The organism is Chryseobacterium barbadense (assembly GCF_042849955.1).
Classification (GTDB): domain Bacteria; phylum Bacteroidota; class Bacteroidia; order Flavobacteriales; family Weeksellaceae; genus Chryseobacterium.
The window spans coordinates 1-16,303 of sequence record NZ_BAAFHL010000009.1 but is presented as its reverse complement, the minus strand read 5'-3'; the positions used below and the strand labels follow the sequence as shown (position 1 = coordinate 16,303).

The following is a 16,303-nucleotide window of genomic DNA, read 5'->3' as shown; positions in this document are numbered from 1 at the left end:
GGAAAAATTGAAGTAACTTTACATTCTCTTTCTTAAAAAAGTTAGAAAATTATATGTACTTAATTTTTGACACAGAAACAACAGGTTTACCTAAAAATTTCAACGCTCCTCTTTCGGATTCGGAAAACTGGCCAAGAATGGTTCAGATTGCCTGGCAATTGCATGATGATGACGGTAATCTGATAGAAAACCAGGATTATATTATCAAGCCTGAAGGATATGATATTCCCTTTAATGCTGCGAGAATTCACGGAATTACTACCAAGATTGCTAATGAAGAAGGCCGTGATTTGCAGGAAGTTTTGGAAGAGTTTTCTCAGGTTCTGGAAAGAGTAAGAATAGTTTCCGGACACAATGTTGAATTCGATTATAATATTGTAGGAGCCGAGTTTTTCAGAAAAAACTTAAAAGATAATCTTCAGGAAAAGCCTAAAGCGGATACCATGATTCTGGGTACGGATTTTTGCCAGCTTGGAGGAGGACGAGGAGGGAAATTTAAGCCGCCTAAGCTTGAAGAACTTTACGAAAAATTATATGGTCATAAATTCGATGAAGCACATAACGCTGCTGCCGACGTAAATGCAACTGCACAGGTCTTCTTTGAAATGATGAGGGTGGGAGTGATTCCTGCTGAAGTGCTGAAGATTTCCGAAGACCAGTTAAAATACTTCAAAACACTATATCCGGATCCGATAAAACCTTTTGGTATTGTGATCCGAAGACAGGTTGCAGATTTCCATACCAAGAAAAAACAAACTGATTTTGGAAGTATCGATGAAATTGATCTTGGAAAATATTTCAACTTCGACAATCATAGTGTGTTCTCGACACTGATGGCTACATCGAGTATTTCTGACCTTATTAAAAAAGCTTCTGAGGATAATTTCCCGGCTGTCGGAATGGTAGACCTGGGAAATATGATGGGAGCCTTTAAATTTGTTTCTGCTGTAGAATCTGCGAATTCGGACAGAAACAAAAAGCATAAAGAATATTTAGCCAAAAAACAGGAAGCGGAAGAAAAAGGAGAGGCTTTTAATGAAGAAGAGCCTGTTTCGGAACCGTTAATTCCGGTTGTAGGCTGTGAATTTTATATTTCTGACAGGTATGAACAGAAGCAGTTTACTAAAGATGATCCTGACAGAAGAACTCAGGTTGTACTTTTGGCAAAGGATTTCAATGGGTATAAAAACCTTGCAAAGTTGTCAAGTATTGGGTTTTTAAAAGGTTTTTACTTTGGAGTGCCGAGAATTAGTCGCGAGCTTATCGCTGAATATAAAGAAGGCTTGATTGCATTAACGTCCGGTATTCATGGGGATATTCCTGATGCGATCCTGAACACCGGTGAGCAAAAAGGGGAAGAGCTTTTCAGATGGTGGAAAGATACTTTCGGTGAAGACTTTTATGTTCAGATACAAAATCATAAACTCCCAGAAGAAGAACATTTGAATGAGGTTCTGTTGTATCTGGCAGATAAGTATAATGTAAAGATCCTGGCTCAGAATGAAACTTTTTATACCCATAAAGACGACTCCAACATTCAAGACATTGTAAGCTGTATTAAAGATGGCGAAAAATTAACAACACCTGTAGGGAAAGGGTTTGGTAAAAGAAGAGGTTTAGCAACAGGTGAATATTACATTAAGAACAGCGATGAGATTAAAGAAGCGTTTCTTGCTTATCCGGATGCGTTTGAAGCCTATGAAGAGTTTTTGGCGAAATTCAGTCCATATACTTTAAAAAGAGATGTACTTCTTCCGAAATTTGATATTCCCCAAGAATTCATCCATGCGGAAGATGAGATTGATGGTGGAAAGCGTGGTGAAATGGCTTATCTGACGCATTTAACATATGAAGGAGCAAAAAAAAGATATATAGATACCGGGATTACTGAGGAAATTAAAGAGCGTCTGGATTTCGAATTAGATGTAATTGCCAATACAGGATATCCGGGATATTTCCTTATTGTACAGGATTTCTGTAATGAAGCCAGGAAAATGGGGGTCTGGGTTGGCCCCGGACGTGGTTCAGCTGCAGGTTCAGCTGTAGCTTATTGTATCGGAATTACCAATGTTGACCCTATTAAATATGATCTCCTTTTCGAGAGATTCCTTAATCCGGAAAGGATTTCAATGCCCGATATTGATATTGATTTTGATGATGAAGGAAGAGACAGGATTATTAAATGGGTAATTGATAAATATGGGCAGAATCAGGTTGCTCAGATCATTACATATTCCGTTCTTGGAGGAAAGTCTGCCATTAAAGATGCAGGAAGAGTATTGGATGTTCCTATTCCGGATACTAATAATATTGCTAAATTGGTTCCTTCTACTCCGGGAATGAATATTGCAAAGGCTCTGTCAAAATATGATAAATTAAAGCCTGAAGAACAGATGCTTGTCGATGAGATGAGAATGGTTCTTAGCAATCCTGAAGATCCTCGTTTTGATGTACTGGAGAGTGCTAAAAAAATGGAAGGCTGTATCAGAAATACTGGAATTCATGCCTGTGGAGTAATTATTACGCCCGAAGAGGTGAGTAATCTTGTCCCGGTAACCATTGCCGCAAAAGATGCCGATATTTTGGTATCACAGTTCGATAACTCAGTGGCGGAGAGCGCCGGGTTATTGAAAATGGACTTCCTGGGGCTTCGTACATTAACAATTATCAAAGATGCTTTGAAACTGGTTAAAGAAAGACATGGAGTGGAGATTGATCCCGATACCATTCCGCTGGATGATCAAAAGACCTATCAATTGTTTAAAGAAGGAAGAACAGTAGGGATTTTCCAGTATGAAAGTCCCGGGATGCAGAAATATATGAGAGAGCTTAAGCCTACCGTTTTTGCTGACCTTATTGCAATGAATGCCCTTTATCGTCCGGGGCCTATTAAATATATTCCTAATTTCATCAACAGAAAACACGGTATTGAAGAGATTGTCTACGATTTACCGGAAACTGAAGAATATTTAAAGGAAACTTACGGAATTACCGTTTATCAGGAGCAGGTAATGCTTTTATCTCAAAAATTGGCCAACTTTACCAAAGGTGAAGCTGATACGCTGAGAAAAGCGATGGGTAAAAAGCAGATCGATGTCCTGAATAAAATGTACCCGAAATTCATTGAAGGAGGCCGTAAAAATAATCTGGATGAAACCCGTCTGGAAAAAATATGGAACGATTGGAAAGCCTTTGCGGAGTATGCGTTTAACAAATCCCACTCTACGTGCTATGCCTTAGTTGCATATCATACAGCTTTTTTAAAGGCAAATTATCCAGCTGAATATATGGCGAGTGTGATGAGCAATAACATTAACAATACGGCACAGATCACCATGTTCATGGAGGATTGTAAAAGTATGGGGGTGGATGTTTTAGGACCGGATGTGAATGAATCCCAATATAAATTCTCTGTAAATGAAAAAGGACAGATCCGCTTTGGTCTGGGGGCAATTAAAGGGATTGGCGAAGGGCCAAGTGAAGCTATTACCAAAGAAAGAGAAAACGGAAGGTTCAAAGATATCTATGACTTCTTTGAAAGAATTCCGTCTTCGCAGGTTAATAAAAGAGTAGCAGAGAGTTTGGTGATTGCCGGAGCTTTTGATGAGCTGGATAAATATCACAGAGGGCAGTATTTTGATATAGATGCGGCGGGAAGAACCAATCTTGAAAGATTGCTAAGATACGGACAAAGCTTCCAGGAAAGTAAAAATGAGGTGGAAAACTCCCTTTTTGCTGATTTTGCGGAAGAAATCCAGATTGAGCAGCCTAAACTGGCTCCTTGTCCTGAATGGCCTAATATGCATAAGCTTAATAAAGAAAAAGAGATCATAGGCTTCTATCTTTCCGCCCATCCGTTGGATGAGTTCAAATACCAGTTCCAGTTTATGCAGGGGCAGCTTTCCAAGAAATCTGTTTTGGAGAAAGAAGAAGGTGAAAAAGCAGTGGTGGATGAAGTCCCGATTCTTGAGCAGGATACTCAGGACGAAGTTGCGGATATAATAGAGATTGTCTCGGATGAATTGCTGACCGGAGAAGAAGAGATAGTAGAAGAAACTACCAAAAAAGCAGAACCTAAAGGGAATTTTGGATTTCTGAACCTGGATGAGGTGGATGCTTATAAAGAGCAGGCGTTTAGCAACAAACCTCCGGAATTGTTCGAGGAAAAGAAAAAAGACTGGAAACAAATTCAGAAGGAGAGAGAGAATGGAGGTGGAGGTAAAGAATTTACCGTAGCGGGACTAATTACTGAATACAGGGTTCAGGATGGCTTTAAAAGTGGTGAAAAGGTTGCGTTTCTTACATTAGAAGATTATACGGGCTCTTATTCTTTCAGATTGGGAGACAGAGATTATATGCGTTTAAAGGAAAAGCTTGAAGTGCAGCGTTTTGTAATTTTGAAAATTAAGTTTGCGCAGGTAAAAGACGGTCGCGTTTTTGTAAATGTGAATGATGTTATTGAGCTTAAAGAGGCATTTGAAAGATTTGCAAAAAGCATATCTTTAGTCATGGACGTGATGGATTTCAGGAAAGAAGATCTGGAATTTTTTAAAACTGTACTGGAGAAAAACAAAGGGGATCAGAAATTGAAATTCTATCTTAAAAATATTGAGGATGATTCACACATAGAGCTGCAATCCATGAAATATTCTGTTGATCTTAATGGGGATCTGATTAAAGAGATTCAGTTACTCAATAAATACGAATTTTATTTAAACTAAAAATTAAATTTTGTAGAATATTTAATGAATACAGCATTTCAGGATTGTATCTATTCTTACTATAAAGGATGGCTCAAGATAAAGTGTTAAAGCTATTAAGCAATAAATCTAGTAATAATTAAAATTTGAATGAAGTAGCAGCTGAATTTTAGCTGCTTTTTTTTTATGTTAAGTGGTGTAAATCAATTTCTGTATAATATTTCTATTTATTGTTTATTTTACTGAATTTCAGTCTTTTGTAAAATTATCATTCTTATGTGAATAATTTATAAAATTAAATGATTGTTTGGTTTTGATTAAAAAAACTTGTTTTTAATCTAGCGTTTTGAAAAAAAATATAACAACTTTCGATTCTTGTTGAAAAATATTTATAAATTTATCTCCCTAATTTTTAATTTTACTAAGTATGAAAAAATTACATCTACTCTTTTTACTTTTGATAAGTTTACTGGCTTATCAATCGTATTTGGGACAGACTTTCACACTTGCTACTTGTTCTACGGGTCTTTCTACAAATACCTATGGACCTATGAATAGTGTTACAACGGCTGATAGTAAAAATAGAACAGCCTTTATTATTCCCGCTTCACAGTTGTTAGCAATTGAGAATGGGACAATTACTTCTACTTATTTTAAAAGGCTTGCTTCTTCCGGAACTTTGCCTGCCGGAACAACTTTTAAAATTTATCTAAAGAATACTACTGCATTAGATTTTGGATCCGGTTCTCCGGATTGGGCTACGGAAATTAGTACTGCTACTTTAGTTTATTCTTCTGACCCGGCAGCTGCTGTAGGTAGTACCGCAGGATATAAACAGTTTGTCCATACGGCGGGGTTTGTGTATACCAGTGGAAGTAATCTTGCGGTGTATGTAGAATATGTACAAACAACACCTCCAGCAACTTCAATTACTTGGGATTATGAATACGGAACGCCTTGTGTAAGCACTGCAACAGGTACTAATACCACAAAGTATGTACTTACTACTGGAACATTTGGTCCAACGCTTACCAATTCGAATGGAAGAAGACCGGTAGTTGGTTTTGATGTAACTATGCCGCCAGCAACTGCTGCGCCAGCTTGTACGACGGTTAGTGCTCCAGCAAATGCTGCAACAAATGTTTCGCTTACTCCTACCATTACCTGGTCTGGGGTTTATGGAGCAAACGGTGCTTCTAATTATTTAATTAATCTGGGAACCACGCCGGGTGGAACGGATATATTAAATGCATATAATGCAGGGAACACAACTTCTTATACAATTCCTTCGGGAACATTATCCTATAATACTAATTATTATTTAAAAGTAATTCCTATCAATAATGTAGGACCTGCAACAGGATGTAATGAAACGTCATTCACTACTTTATCACTTTCTTGTCCTTCTGTTTCTCAGCCTGCAAATAATGCCACTGGTACTTCTCTTAAACCAACTATTATTTGGTCTTCAATAGCGGGAGTAACAGGATACAGGTTGTCTGTGGGGACTACAAGTGGAGGAACTGATATTTTAAATAATATAGATGTAGGAAATGTTTTGAATTATACTTTCACATCCAATTTAAATCCTTCCACACAATATTTTTATACTGTTACTGCTTATCAAGGGGGAAGTGTTTCTAGTGGTTGTACGGTAAGAAACTTTACTACAGGGACGACTGTTCCTCCGGCAAATGATGATTGTGCAAATGCTGTGGCATTAACAGTGAATCCTGGCTTAACATGTACTACAACAACACCGGGAAATACATTGGGAGCAACAATGTCTATGGCTGCGACTCCTTGTTCCGGTACTCCGAATGATGATGTCTGGTATAGTTTTGTAGCAACTTCACCTTCGCATTTAATTTCATTAACTAATATAGTGTCAACGGGTGTTTCTAGTGCTACGGATATGTATTTCCAAGTGTTATCAGGAGCTTGTGGATCTTTAACTAGTGTTCTGTGCTCCGATGATAATGAAAATATGGCTACAGGGCTTACTCCTGGTGCTACTTATTATGTAAGAGTTTATACGTATACTTCAACGGCTAACGCTAGTGCCAGCTTTAATATTTGTATCAGTACACCTCCGCCTCCGCCAGTAAATGACAATTGTGCAGATGCGGTAACGTTAACGGTGAACCCTGATATGAACTGCGGGACAATGACTTCTGGCACTACTTCCGGAGCTACCAGTTCAGGCGTTGCACTTGGTTCCTGTTCTGGAACAGCAGATGACGATGTATGGTATAAATTTACTGCTCTGGCAACTACTCATACATTACAGTTAAAAAATGTGGTTTCAGTGGGGACATCATCTTCTACGTCACTCTATGCACAGGTGTTTAGTGGTGCGTGTGGAACTTTAACAAGTACAACTTGTATAACCTCAAATACAAATTATACACTATTGAATGGACTGACAATTGGAGAAACTTATTATGTGAGAGTTTATAATAGCAACTCTAATTCTGGAGCAACTTTATATGCTAATACTTTCGATGTTTGTGTAGGAACTCTACCTCCACCGCCGGCAAATGATAACTGTGTTAATGCTGTATCTCTTACGGTTAGCAGTTCCAATGCATTTGTAAATCCAGTAAACGGTTCCACTCTTGCTGCAACCCAAAGTACAGCTACAGCACCTACTTGTAGTGCTACGGGTATAAATGATGATGTTTGGTATTCATTTACTGCAACATCTGCAACTAAACTTGTGCATTTTTTAAAGAGTTATAATGCTACTACAACACAAATCTATTCAGGAGCATGTGGCGGTTTGACTGCAGTTACTTGTTTTGCAGGCGGTGTAGGAAACTCAAATGTATTGTTGCAAAATCTTAATATAGGAGAGACATATTATGTTAGAGTATTCTCATCAACAAGCACGGCGGCCACAAGTTCTAATTTCCAGATTGCTGTAACCACTCCTTCTGCAGTAAGTAATGATACATGCGCCACTGCAGCAGCAATAGCTTGTAACGGAACTGTTCAGGGAGTTAATGCTTTGGCAACAGACGACACACTGCCGGCTTCTACTTGTGGATCAGCAACGGCTGCAGTTTATAAAGGAGTTTGGTACACAGTAACAGCTACAGAAAACGGACCTATTACAATTGATGCATGTGGTACTCAGTATGATGCATACTTAAGAGTTTACACCGGAGATTGTACTACGCTTACATGTTTTGCCAATACTTCAGGTACAGGGTTTGCTGATGCTGGTTGTACAAATAATAATTATAATGCACCTAAACTAACATTTACAGGGGTTGCAGGTACTACTTACTATATATTATTGACTGGCTTTACAGCTTCTAGAATTGGTAATTATAGTATTTCAGTTACGCAAGGCTGTTCAGGTCTTGGTACTAGTGAAGTTGACAATCAAAAAGATGATGTTAAAGCTTATCCTAATCCATTTATGGATGTATTGAATATTTCAGACGTATCCAACGTGAAGTCAGTTTCTGTAATAGATATGGCAGGAAGATTGGTAAAAACTATCGATACACCTTCTTCAGCTCTTCATTTAGGAGAATTGAAATCAGGATTGTATTTAATGGTTCTTAATATGAAAGATGGTTCAAGACAAACAATCAAAGCGGTTAAAAAATAAAATCAGTTTTTTAATCATTTTATAGACAATGGCGGCTAATTTAGCCGCCATTTTTATGTTGAAGAAAAAAATAATTTAATGTAAATGTTTGATTATCAGTTGTTAGTTTTTAATAATTCAATTGCGAATGAATTATTGTTTTTAGACAATTGTTTCATTTTATATAATAAAATGATCATTTTATGGTATTATTTTAAAAAATAGCAGCATAATGGTAAATTTTAATTAAAAAATGTCTAAATTTATTTTCCCTAATAATTTACTGTAATGAAGAAACTACTATTTTTTATTTTAACCTTGCCTGTTTTATGTTTTGGGCAATGGAGTGAAAATTTTGATGCCGGTACAACAATGCCGGCAGGATGGGCTGTCATTAATAATGGCGGGGCCAATGGCTGGGTATTCGGAACGCCCGGTGCGGGAACTGCCCAGTCTGGAGCAAATGTTGCTACACTTACCTATGATGATACAGCACATGATGATTATTTAATTACAAAAGCTATTACCGTAACAGCCGGTGTAAGTGACAGAATATCTTTTTTTGTAAGATCCAGAAGCTCAAGTTTCCTTGAAAATTATGAAGTTTTACTTTCTACTACCAACCAGACGGCAACAGCCTTTACTACGATACTGCAGCCTACAGAACCGGCACCAGCCACCTGGACACAAAAAACATTTAGTTTATCATCTTATGTGGGTCAAACAGTATATGTTGCTATTCATGCAACTGATACGGATAAATGGCAGCTTTATGCAGATACATTTGTAGTGGATTCAGCACCTACAACTATCCCAGGATGTGCTACACTGGCATCTCCGGCTAACGGAGCTACCAATGTAAATCCTGATGGCATCTTAAACTGGAATGCCGTTACATCGGCGTCCGGATATAAAATCAAGATAGGAACTACCAGTGGAGGAACGAATATCGTAAATAATGTTGATGCAGGAAATGTAACTACCTATAATATTCCGGGAACTCTTAATTCGGGAACAACATATTATGTTACTGTAACACCATATAACGCGATTGGTGACGCAGCAGGATGCCCGGAAATTTCTTTTACAACAGTTGCTGCACCGGCAAATGATGAATGCTCAGGCGCAATTTCATTAACTGTAAACCCCGATCTTTCTTGTGGCTCTGTTACGGCTGGAAACACTTTGGGTGCATCGGCATCCGCTAATGTATTAACACCGTGTACAGGAACAGCAGATGATGATGTATGGTATTCCTTTACCGCAACAGGTACTTCACATCAGATCTCGCTTACTAACCTGGCATCAACTGGCACTACAACAGCGTCATCTATCTATTTCCAAGTATTATCAGGAACATGTGGGGCACTAACGAGTGTAAATTGTTCGACAAGTGCTACCAAAATAATAACAGGTCTTATAGCAGGACAGACTTATTATGTGAGAGTTTATACTTCTTCAGGAGCAGGTTATAATATGAGTTTCAATATTTGTGTAGGAACTCCCCCGCCACCGCCTGCCAATGATAATTGTTCAGGAGCAATTGCCTTAACAGTGAATCCTGATCTCAATTGCGGATCAACAACAACAGGAAATACCATCAGCGCAACAGAATCAATGGCATCAACACCATGCAACGGAACTCCGGATGACGATATCTGGTATTCATTTGTAGCTACTTCTGCTTCTCATGTGGTAACTCTTTCCAATATTTCTGCCTCTACGGATATGTATTTTCAGGTTTTGAGTGGAGCATGCGGTTCGTTAACAAGTATAATTTGTTCTGATCCGAATTCAGCTACTTTAACCGGATTAACGCCAGGGCAAACTTATTATATAAGAGTATATACATATAGCAATGGAAATTCTGCAAGCTTTACTATTTGTATCGGAACACCTCCGCCACCACCTGCTAATGATGAATGTTCCGGAGCTATTGCATTAACAGTAGGTACTGATTTCGCTTCAGGAGCTATATTATCAACTAATGCGGGGGCAACCACCAATACTACCTCTACCTGTGCCACATCGAACTCAGTTAATAATACATGGTATTCTGTTGTGGTTCCGGCTTCAGGAAATGTAATTATTGAGACAGGAGCGGCAGCAGGATCACAATTTACAGACTCCATATTGGCGGCATATAGCGGAACTTGCGGTTCTTTAACCCAAATTTCATGTAATGATGATATTACTACTACCACCAATTTATATTCCAGAGTTTCCCTAACAGGGAGAACGCCTGGCGAAACCATTTATGTAAGTGTCTGGAGATATTCCACAGCGGGTGGAGATGGCCCTATTCAGGTTTCTGCCTATGATTCAGGCAGTTTGGCGACTACGGAAATTGCTGCAGCTAAAGACAAGATTAAGGTTTACCCTAATCCGTTTGTAGATATACTAAGTATTTCAGATGTGTCTAAAGTGAAATCGGTTTCTATAACAGATATGGCCGGAAGAGTATTAAAGACTATTGATACACCTTCTTCTGCACTTTATTTAGGCGGGCTTACATCAGGAATGTATATGGTAACATTATCTATGAAAGATGGTTCCAAGCAGGTTATTAAAACAATCAAAAGATAGTTTTTTGGAGACTGATTATCAGACTCCATTGTAAATAGCAATAACATGGCTTCAATAAAAAGACGGCTTAATGCCGTCTTTTTATTATTTATTAGGTACAGGTTGTAGATCTCCTGTGTTCAAACTACTGAATACGGTAGGGAAAAATGTGACTAAGATAAAGTAAATGATGACCATTAATACAACCAAAGCAAATAAAATAATGACCAGGTTGTTGGGTTTGTTCTTTTTTTTCGGTTCCATGATCTTGTGGTATTTGGTTAATAGATTAATTATAAGAAGTATTAAGCTAATTTCTTGCCACATTGTTTGCAGTACCTCGCATCATCATCAATATCCTCATTCCCACATCTGTGGCAAATCTTTTCCAGGTTTTGTCTTTTGTTTCTCATCTCTGCAGTTACAATTCCTGTTGGGACAGCAATAATAGAGTAACCGGCTAGCATCAATATGACAGCAAAAAATTTCCCAAGAGGGGTAATGGGGGAGACATCCCCGTATCCTACGGTGGTAACTGTAACAACCGCCCAGTAAATAGATTGCGGGATACTTTCGAATCCCGGTCTTCCGCCTTCTACCATAAACATCATGGAACCTACAATGACGGAGAAAATGATAAGAAATAGTAGGAAAATATAGATTTTTCTTGAACTGTTTTTTAAGGCTCTTAAGATAAGGTACCCGTCATTCATAAAATCAAGAAGATTGAAAATCCTGAAGATTCTAAGCATTCTCAACATCCTGAAAATAAGAAAATATTTGGTAACGGGGAAAAATAAGCTTAAATAGAAAGGTACGAGCGATAAAAAATCTATAATCCCGAAAAAGCTGAATATATAATGTTTTTTATTTTTGACTACAGCGATACGCAAGCTGTACTCTATGGTAAAAAGCAATGAGATAATCCATTCCAGGATAAGAAAAGTAAAATGAAACCTCTTATCCAATATAGGAACACTTTCCATCATAACGATAAGTGTACTTACGAGGATTAGGATTAATAAGACAATATCAAATAATTTCCCAAGTCTTGTATCGGACCGGTTGATAACCCGGTATAAAAATCTTTTCCATAGCGTATCTTCAGAAATAAGATTGTGTTCTCTTTCCATGCTCTTTAAATTATAATCTAAGATAAGATTTTAATGTTCTAGTATACAAATATATCGCAAAAAGCTTTTAGATAGGGGGATGTGAAAATTAAGCTCATCGATTTGTGAATAATTATTGCTTAATAGGCTGGGTTTCAGTATTTTATTTTTGGTAATATAGGTAATTTATATGACATATAAAAATAAAATTTTTGTCATATTTATGGTATTCTTTGTAATTTTAGGGTACAAAAAAACATTATAATCATGAAAAAAATTATTACTTCAGCCCTCTTGGGGGCGCTATGCTCTGTGTGCAATGGACAAGTAGGGATTAATACCATTAATCCTAATTCAGCAACAGTATTAGATGTTACTTCCAATCAGAAAGGAATCCTGATTCCGCGTCTTTCAGATGCGGAAAGAAACGCCAACCTGGCCGATAATGATATTTCTACAGTTCCTCCGGCAGGAATTGTTAATGCAAGCCTGTCTACTGGGACACTTATCTTTAATACCACTGCAAATGCATTTCAGTATTGGGACGGTACGCTATGGAGACAGCTTTTCGTAGCCACTTCTTCCCAGGCCGGAAATGATGGGGTAGTGAAAATTAATTCCGGAAATGGAGGCGCAAAGCCCACTCTTAACCTTTCTGCCACAGGAGGAGGCTATGGCCCCAGACAACAGGTTATTTACACTGTACCATTGGTATTTGCAGCAAGTCCTACCACCAGCTGGCCGGAAACTACAGTGCCGTTTCCCGGGGTAACTTCCAATATATATATATCCGCAACCAATAAGTGGCGTGAAAATGAAATCTATGGGCAGGTACATCTCTGGAGGCTTATAGTGAATATAACACCTGGTTCTAACAGTTCAGGTTCAGTGAAAGCTACACTGACGAATCCCGATTCAGGATTTGTTGTCAACTCCATTCAGTTTTTGCCCAGTGGCTCAAGTGGGGTGGGGAATGTTCTCACCTTCTATTTCTATACGATTGCAGACCAGGCCAGCTTAGATCCGGGAAGAGGTTATCAGCTTTTTTTGGAGGCGGATACAGGTTGTAATGCCGTGGTAGATTCCTTTACCAGAGTATCATTATTCAAAGATTAAATCTCATGACTATACTGGAACCCGGCTTATGCATGCATAAGCCGGGTTTTTATTGAAAACAAATTTTATTTTCATAAAATTAATATCTTCGTTGTCATAAGTATATTCCATGAAGCTAAAAGAAGTAATTTCAAAAATTGAAGAAAAAATAAAAATTAATCAGGCGGAAGATTTTGATAATGTTGGACTTTTATGTGGTGTCCCGGACCGCAATGTTTCCGGGATTTTGGTCTGTCATGATGCATTGGAGAATGTAGTGGAGGAGGCCATTCATAAAAACTGTAATCTTATCGTATGCTTTCACCCTATTATTTTTTCAGGATTGAAATCATTAACAGGTAAAAATTATGTGGAAAGGGCTGTTTTAAAAGCTATTGAGAATAAAATTGCCATTTATGCCATTCATACGGCATTTGATAATGACTTCTTCGGAGTGAATGCCGGAATCTGTAATCGCCTGGGGCTGAAAGACCTTAAAATACTTCAGCCTAAGAAAAACAACCTGAAGCAACTGACGGTATATGTTCCTGAAGATTATACCGAATCTTTAAAAAATGCTCTTTTTTCCGCAGGGGCAGGAAATATTGGTTTTTATGATGAATGTAGCTTCAGTATCAGCGGAAAAGGTACCTTCCGGCCGATAGAGGGCTCAAACCCGTTTTCCGGACAGCAGGATATACGGGAAAATGCGAATGAACATATGATCTCAGTAATTTTTGAGGGATATAAACAAGGACAGATTGTTTCGGCAATGAAGGCTGCACACCCTTATGAGGAGGTCGCCTATCAGATCTATAGCCTGGATAATGAAAACCAGTATTCCGGATTAGGGATGTATGGGGAATTGGAAGAGCCGATGGATGAAAAGGACTTCCTGAAAATGATAAAAGAAAAATTCAATCTGGAGATCATTAAACATTCTGACTTTACGGATAAAAAAATAAAAAGAGTAGGCGTATTAGGCGGATCCGGTGCAAGCGGGATAAAATCTGCCATATCTAAAAAATGTGACGCTTACCTTACAGGAGATCTCAAATACCATGATTATTTCTTAGCAGAATCTCAAATGCTGATTTGTGATATCGGACATTATGAGTCAGAGCAATTTGTTGTTCAACAATTATTTGAAATTTTGTCACAAAAATTTAGTACATTTGCAATCTCAAAATCTAACGAAAAAACAAACCCAGTAAATTATTTCCTTTAGATATGGCAAAAACCACCGATATTTCAGTTGAAGAGAAATTAAGAGCTTTATACGATTTGCAGATCATTGATTCAAGATTGGATGAAATCCGAAATACAAGAGGAGAATTGCCAATTGAGGTGGAAGATCTTGAAATCGAAATTGAAGGGCTTGAAAAAAGAGCTGAAAAATTTCATACGGATATCAAAGATCAGGATGACCAGATCAAAACCAAGCATGAAGTAATCAACCACGCTAAAACTTTAATTGAAAAATACAAATCTCAGCAGGATAATGTAAGAAACAATAAAGAGTTTGAAGCTTTAGGTAAAGAAATCGAATATCAGGAACTGGAAATTCAGCTTGCTGAAAAAAGAATTAAAGAGTTCGGAGCTAAAATTGCTCATAAAAACGAAACTTTGGGTGAACTTACTGCAAAGATCAACGAACTCAAAAACCATTTGAAATTCAAAAAAGACGAATTGGATGGTTTGATCTCTGAAACACAGAAAGAAGAAGAATATCTGTTGGAAAGATCTAAGGAATTCGCTTCCAAGATTGATGACAGATTATTGGCATCTTACAATAAAATCAGAACAAGCTCTGTAAACGGTTTAGCTGTTGTGGGATTAGAAAGAGGAGCTCCGAAAGGATCGTTCTTCACAATTCCACCACAAAAGCAAATGGAAATCGCTCAGAGAAAGAAAATCATTATTGATGAGCATTCAGGGAAAATTCTTGTTGATGACGAATTAGTAATGGAAGAAACTGAAAGAATGAAATCTGTGATTAAATTTTAATCACTTACATACAATAAAAAAGCTGTTTCATTTGGAACAGCTTTTTTTGTTTCTATCAATTCAAAGAAAGTTTCTTTGGTTCAACTTTTATCAAATTTCCTAAAGAATCCATATAGGCAAAAGGGAGCCCATATTCCAAAGAAAGTGTGTATAAACCGTTGTATAATTTATTGACACGAATTTCACGATCATAAGCAGGAGGTAAGATTTCTTTTCCTTCACCATTATAAATACCATATTTCCCATCTTTTCTTGCGATAAAGAATCCGTCTGAACTTTTGATCCAGGTATCAAATTGCGGTGTTAAGATCTCTTTTCTTTCCGCTACATTATATATTCCCCATTTATTTCTTCCGGAAATATTTTTTGCGATATAAATATAGTTATCCTGAGTAGATTCTGTAATCATATCATAAGTGTTATCCAAAATGACTTTGTAATTATTGTCCATAACCCCATATTTATTATCTTTTTTAAAGTAGATAAAACGGTTAGGATGGTTGGCTTGCATCATCAGTTCTTCATATAAGCTTAATTTCTCCGAAGCCACATAACATTCAGGAATAATCTCATCATATACAAAGTCAGAAATCAATTTTCCCTGATTATTGACAATGGCCAGCTTATCTTTTTTCCGTAAAAACAGGAAGGCTTCTACAACATCATCAAATTCATTGGTCTTGTAACGCAATTCATCATATTCCACATTGAACTTTACAGGCTTTCCGTCTAAATTCATTAAAACCGTTTTTCTTTCCTGCTTTCCATTTTGATTAATGATTCCGTTTAAAAAATAATTTGATGGACTGATGTAATCATAAATAAATTCAGTAATCGGTTTGAAATTTTTAGAGAAAACGGCATATTTTTTATTTTTATTGGTAGCAAGAACGACCGGTGTTTTTTCGTTTCCACCCTGTGAAAAATAACTCATAGGTTCCTTCAATAGTTTATTCCCTTTGAGATCATAAGCATAAGTGTCACCATCTTTATTGGCAGACAGGAATAACGCTTTGTTCCAATATTCCACATAATGAAATTCTACAGGAAGAATCAGTTTTTTAAGAGACTTGTCATAGGCCCCCGATAATGATTTTCCGTTTATATTATTATTGACCTGGTATAAATTGTCAGTAAAAGGTCTTGCTGTTCCCAGATTTTTCGGAATTCCGTAATTATCCTGATTTTCTTTTGTTTTAGACCGTAAACGGTCGTCTCTCTGG

General features: G+C 37.4%; 9 protein-coding genes. 6 read left to right on the top strand and 3 right to left on the bottom strand.

The window, feature by feature from the left end; all coding sequences use genetic code 11:
• The first annotated feature begins 53 nt into the window (after positions 1-53).
• The 3 genes from dnaE to ACGHIN_RS06115 all read left to right on the top strand — a co-directional run bounded on the left by dnaE (position 54) and on the right by ACGHIN_RS06115 (position 10,887).
• On the top strand, positions 54-4,721 hold the full coding sequence (dnaE, locus tag ACGHIN_RS06125) for a DNA polymerase III subunit alpha (protein ID WP_390451802.1): 4,668 nt from the start codon (positions 54-56) through the stop codon (positions 4,719-4,721).
• Positions 4,722-5,127: 406 nt separating this feature from the next.
• Positions 5,128-8,322: a T9SS type A sorting domain-containing protein gene (locus ACGHIN_RS06120; RefSeq protein WP_390451800.1), complete on the top strand. Its 3,195-nt coding sequence runs from the start codon at positions 5,128-5,130 to the stop codon at positions 8,320-8,322.
• A 267-nt stretch (positions 8,323-8,589) separates the two neighbouring features.
• Positions 8,590-10,887: a choice-of-anchor J domain-containing protein gene (locus ACGHIN_RS06115; protein WP_390451798.1), complete on the top strand. Its 2,298-nt coding sequence runs from the start codon at positions 8,590-8,592 to the stop codon at positions 10,885-10,887.
• Positions 10,888-10,971: 84 nt separating this feature from the next.
• Here ACGHIN_RS06115 and ACGHIN_RS06110 read toward each other — a convergent pair whose 3' ends face one another.
• Complete coding sequence (locus ACGHIN_RS06110; RefSeq protein ID WP_390451796.1) at positions 10,972-11,130, bottom strand: hypothetical protein; 159 nt, start codon at positions 11,128-11,130, stop codon at positions 10,972-10,974.
• 41 nt (positions 11,131-11,171) lie between these two features.
• Positions 11,172-11,999, bottom strand: a complete 828-nt coding sequence (locus ACGHIN_RS06105; RefSeq protein WP_390451795.1) for an ion transporter — start codon at positions 11,997-11,999, stop codon at positions 11,172-11,174.
• Between the two features lie 246 nt (positions 12,000-12,245).
• Between ACGHIN_RS06105 and ACGHIN_RS06100 the strand changes: the two genes are divergently transcribed.
• The 3 genes from ACGHIN_RS06100 to ACGHIN_RS06090 all read left to right on the top strand — a co-directional run bounded on the left by ACGHIN_RS06100 (position 12,246) and on the right by ACGHIN_RS06090 (position 15,080).
• The gene (locus tag ACGHIN_RS06100) at positions 12,246-13,094 is read left to right on the top strand and encodes a hypothetical protein (RefSeq protein WP_390451793.1); all 849 of its coding nucleotides are present in this window, start codon (positions 12,246-12,248) and stop codon (positions 13,092-13,094) included.
• Positions 13,095-13,203: 109 nt separating this feature from the next.
• On the top strand, positions 13,204-14,301 hold the full coding sequence (locus tag ACGHIN_RS06095) for a Nif3-like dinuclear metal center hexameric protein (RefSeq protein ID WP_390451791.1): 1,098 nt from the start codon (positions 13,204-13,206) through the stop codon (positions 14,299-14,301).
• 2 nt (positions 14,302-14,303) lie between these two features.
• Positions 14,304-15,080, top strand: a complete 777-nt coding sequence (locus ACGHIN_RS06090) for a zinc ribbon domain-containing protein (protein ID WP_390451789.1) — start codon at positions 14,304-14,306, stop codon at positions 15,078-15,080.
• Between the two features lie 55 nt (positions 15,081-15,135).
• Here the strand turns inward: ACGHIN_RS06090 and ACGHIN_RS06085 are convergent.
• Positions 15,136-16,303, bottom strand: a 1,168-nt coding sequence (locus ACGHIN_RS06085) for a WG repeat-containing protein (RefSeq protein WP_390451787.1), incomplete at its 5' end; no start/stop codon positions are given.

Excerpts from the sequence above, each read along its gene's own strand:
- dnaE (WP_390451802.1), top strand. The coding sequence starts at position 54 with ATGTACTTAATTTTTGACACAGAAACAACAGGTTTACCTAAAAATTTC.
- ACGHIN_RS06120 (WP_390451800.1), top strand. The coding sequence starts at position 5,128 with ATGAAAAAATTACATCTACTCTTTTTACTTTTGATAAGTTTACTGGCT.
- ACGHIN_RS06115 (WP_390451798.1), top strand. The coding sequence starts at position 8,590 with ATGAAGAAACTACTATTTTTTATTTTAACCTTGCCTGTTTTATGTTTT.
- ACGHIN_RS06110 (WP_390451796.1), bottom strand. The coding sequence starts at position 11,130 with ATGGAACCGAAAAAAAAGAACAAACCCAACAACCTGGTCATTATTTTA.
- ACGHIN_RS06105 (WP_390451795.1), bottom strand. The coding sequence starts at position 11,999 with ATGGAAAGAGAACACAATCTTATTTCTGAAGATACGCTATGGAAAAGA.
- ACGHIN_RS06100 (WP_390451793.1), top strand. The coding sequence starts at position 12,246 with ATGAAAAAAATTATTACTTCAGCCCTCTTGGGGGCGCTATGCTCTGTG.
- ACGHIN_RS06095 (WP_390451791.1), top strand. The coding sequence starts at position 13,204 with ATGAAGCTAAAAGAAGTAATTTCAAAAATTGAAGAAAAAATAAAAATT.
- ACGHIN_RS06090 (WP_390451789.1), top strand. The coding sequence starts at position 14,304 with ATGGCAAAAACCACCGATATTTCAGTTGAAGAGAAATTAAGAGCTTTA.